Here is a 2,098-nt window from a genome sequence, read left to right as displayed (position 1 = left end):
GGCTGTGTGCCGTGCTGACCAGGGCGTCATATGCCGTGCTGACCAGGCGTCGTATGACCTGCTGGCTAGGCATCGCATGCCCTGCTGGCCAGGGCGTCACATGCCCTGCTGACAAGGCGCGGCATCCCGGAATGGCCCGGGCTCGGCCTCTCGGGCTAACGAGGTCCTGGTCAAGACCAGCGACGGGTGATGCGGCGCGTATTTCTGCCGTTCCAGCAGCCGGTGTGCCAATGGCGACGGTCGTCCTCACCGTCGTGAGCGGGCCAGGCGACAATATGCGCTACGCCGGGCATGACCTCATGGTCGCAACCCGGGCACCGGTACCGCTTCGTCGCGCGGGATCCCGGAATCTGTCGCACCATGTACGACTCGCCGTCCGGCCCTGTTTCGGTCCGACCGAAGACGTCACCGAGCGGACGCTGATCCTGCGGGGATCGCGCCGAGGACCGACTGGGGCGCGGTTTCCGGCGGGGCATGATTCGAGGTTAGAACAGCCGGAATTCGCTGCTGTCGGTGCCGCGTAGCACGTTGTAGTCGAGCGTCAGACAGCGGATGCCGCGGTCATTGGCCAGGGTCTTGGCCTGCGGCTTGATCTGCTGGGCGGCGAAGACACCGGTAACCGGGGCCAGCAGCGGATCGCGGTTGAGCAGCTCGAGATACCGGGTCAGCTGCTCGACGCCGTCGATCTCACCGCGACGCTTGATCTCCACGGCCACCGTCGCGCCATCGGCGTCGCGGCAGAGAATATCCACCGGACCGATGGCCGTCATGTACTCGCGGCGAATGAGTGTGTAACCGGCACCGAGGGTTTCGATATGTTCGGCCAGCAGCTCCTGCAGGTGCGCCTCGACACCGTCCTTCACCAGCCCCGGGTCCACACCCAGTTCGTGCGAGGAATCGTGCTCGATCTCCTCGATGGTGATGCGCAGTTCCTCACCGGCCTTATTGGTGACGACCCAGAGCTTGGCCGCGCCGGTCTCGCTATCGCGCTCCTCCATCCAGCACGGTGGGCTCATCCAGTTCAGCGGCTTATAGGAGCCACCGTCGGAATGGACCAGCACGGAGCCGTCGGCCTTCATGAGCAGGAGGCGACGCGCCATGGCCAGATGAGCGGTGAGACGGCCGACGTAGTCCACTTGGCAGCGAGCAATCACGAGGCGCACCGGTCCACTCTAGTGACTGTGCATCAGCCGGGCGAAAGCGCGTAGCCCCGCGATGATTTCCTGCTGGTCGGTGACCCCGTCGAGGGCGGCATCGAAATGCGTGACCATGCCCGCTACGCGTTGATCGACGGCATTGGCGCGACCCAGCAACTCGGCGTGGTCACGAGCGACGGTCTCGCGAACCATCCGCTGTTCCTCCCGAGCCCGCTCGTCCTGCCGCCGGACGGAGTCGCGGAGATCGTCGATCTGCCGTTCGTCCGAATCGTGCCAGTCCTGTGTTCGCTCCCGCCACGCGGTGAGCTCATCATCGACCGCGACCACCCGCCGTCGCAGTTCGGCGATATCGTCGGGAGGGAAGGCGATATCGTCGGAGATGGTCACGATCCGCGCCCGCAGATAGACGAAATACGCTGCTGCGGGCCGCAATACGATACTGGCCAGGAAGAACCCGGCGACGTAGTAGCCGAGCATGTATCCGGATATCGCGGCCACGACTACGGCCACCAATGCCGAGACGACGTGCGCGCCGATCGCCATGCCCAACAGTCGCCTCGACAGTGTCAGCACCTCAGCCGCGCGCTCCGGCGGAACCGGAATACCGCGTACCAGTGTGGAATCCACGCGATGGCGGACCTGCCGAGCGGCAAAGTACAGATTCCACGGAACCGTCACCACGACCAGCAGCCAGAAGAACGCGACGAATCCGAGCACCGCGCCGATTACGGTCGTCGGGTCGACATCGCCCCAAATGAGAAGGGCAGCAACGATCATCGCCAGAGCGGTCGTTGCCCAGAACAGCCCCCAGTATTGCTTCATGCCGACAGCCTCGTGGAAAAGTCCGCACGCCGACACCGTACGACTACTCGAGTACTCGGCTACCTGAAGGAAGTATCCGGAAACGAGGAAGACCCCCAGCCGATGGCTGGGGGTCTTCT

General features: G+C 64.6%; 3 protein-coding genes. All 3 read right to left on the bottom strand.

Translation table 11 applies throughout. The annotated features are described in order from the left end of the window. Positions 1-170: 170 nt before the first annotated feature. Positions 171-476: an Rv1322 family protein gene (locus NU1_RS43440; RefSeq protein WP_084521832.1), complete on the bottom strand. Its 306-nt coding sequence runs from the start codon at positions 474-476 to the stop codon at positions 171-173. Between the two features lie 9 nt (positions 477-485). Then, on the bottom strand, positions 486-1,163 hold the full coding sequence (gene nucS / locus NU1_RS26595; protein ID WP_067525483.1) for an endonuclease NucS: 678 nt from the start codon (positions 1,161-1,163) through the stop codon (positions 486-488). Between the two features lie 9 nt (positions 1,164-1,172). Continuing rightward, positions 1,173-2,098: hypothetical protein (locus NU1_RS26590; RefSeq protein ID WP_218027859.1), on the bottom strand; the 926-nt coding region annotated here is incomplete at its 5' end.

This window comes from Nocardia uniformis NBRC 13702 (assembly GCF_001613345.1).
GTDB classification, from domain to species: domain Bacteria; phylum Actinomycetota; class Actinomycetes; order Mycobacteriales; family Mycobacteriaceae; genus Nocardia; species Nocardia uniformis.
Note: the sequence above shows the minus strand (reverse complement) of the source record. Positions and strands in the feature narration are given on the sequence as shown.